Source organism: Lederbergia sp. NSJ-179 (assembly GCF_022867885.1).
GTDB lineage: Bacteria > Bacillota > Bacilli > Bacillales > Bacillaceae_C > Lederbergia.
Genome location: NZ_JALIFP010000093.1, coordinates 1 through 1,605 on the forward strand (window position 1 = coordinate 1; position 1,605 = coordinate 1,605).

General features: G+C 39.2%; 1 protein-coding gene. It reads right to left on the reverse strand.

Annotation, left to right across the window (positions count from 1 at the left end; all coding sequences use genetic code 11):
• Window positions 1-165 precede the first annotated feature (165 nt).
• On the reverse strand, window positions 166-1,497 hold the full coding sequence (locus MUB24_RS22930; RefSeq protein ID WP_244708052.1) for an IS1380 family transposase: 1,332 nt from the start codon (window positions 1,495-1,497) through the stop codon (window positions 166-168).
• Window positions 1,498-1,605 lie beyond the last annotated feature (108 nt).

The following is a 1,605-nucleotide window of genomic DNA, read 5'->3' on the forward strand; positions in this document are numbered from 1 at the left end:
TATTTCGCTCTTATTCCAAAAGGGTAATTACGATCAATTTCAAATAAAATATTCCTTTTTCTTTAGTTGTCTTTTTTTGAAGGCATGTTGAAATAAGCCTTATGATCACTCGTTTTTTTCAAAGGCTTCGTCACCAATCTTATTTTATTTAGCAGTAAAAGTGGCTTAATAAAATGCACAATACAGCTTCTTAAATACGGTATACCAAAGATTATCTTTATTGAATTTCAATTTCCACTGTCTCCCACTGTTGACAAGTTTCGAAGCTAAGGTGATTATATTTTGAATCACTGTTCGTATACGGCGCCTTTTTACATTTTTCCTTAGGGGGACATCATTGTCTTTTAGACTTTCTTGCCCCACCATACGTAACAAATTATAAGCGAACAATCCAAAATGAAGAATAAGATCATTCGTCGCAAATTTGCCCGAAGGTAAACGCTCTAAATCTAAATCGGTTTTGAGTTCACTGTGAAATTGTTCACTCGTGCCATGATCTTCGTATAGCTCTACGATCTTGGCAGTTGGCACAAATAATGAAGTAAAGTAGGTGTCAAATTCAATCTCTGGAACCAGCAAGATCTGCCCGTCTTTATCGATGGTCCTCTCTATCACCTTAAAAGCGATATGGATAGGGACACCAGTACCCTTAATGGTGGAGAGACAGAAACCCATGTATACTTTTTTGCCTGGACGCTCCTCTAAACAGATGCCATTGTCCTTTGCGATGGACAGCCAATCTTCTGCTGTTTCTTTCCGAGGATTTCGCTTGATGATAAAGTCCACCTTATTCATCATGCAGATTTTCAAATTATCTGCACTGTCACAGGCTGAATCCATACGAAGGAGAATCGGTTGATTCGTCATTCGTCTTGCAAGCTCAATCGTTTTCTGAAGAAATTCGGGGGTGCCCTTTTGTGAATGTACACTCCCTTCACGTAGTTCTACGTTGACCCCATAGCCTTCTTGCCCAAGATAGGCAAACATAGGAGCATACCCATCGGAACCTTTGTATGTTCGGGAAACTCCTTCCTTCATCGTTTTGGAGTTGTCAAAAGGAGAGACATCCATGTCCAAGGGAAGATATGGTTTATTCCCCACGTATACAGGAGTAATGGCTGCATCCATACGGTAAATAAGGTTAGCGGACTCTTCCAATAAGATCGTCTTCCAGTCATCTGTTAAAGAAGCCTGATTCAATCGTTGACGGAGAGTGGGACTAGAAGGGACATTGTCGACATTTAGAGCATAACGAAAAAATTCGTCTTCCCGGAAAGCTTCTATATGGTCAAAATCATTCTTGCCTTGGCAAAGTAAACCAATATAAGACAGGGCGACATCCCTATTGGAGATATTTGAATTTCGTTGAGTTTTACTTGGTTGTGCTTGATTCAATCGTTCTGGCAGAGAAGTGTGATATAGAAGATTGCCAATAACGGCTAAACCAGTATGCGCTGTAATGCGTTCGCTAGTAGATTCAATAATAAACTTTTTCATTATAACCACCTATTGGGTGAAATGACTAAATTCACCTTTTTTTGGTATTATACCTGATTCTAATAGACTTTGAGTGGTTTTTAGAAAAAAATTAGTCACGGATTCAGG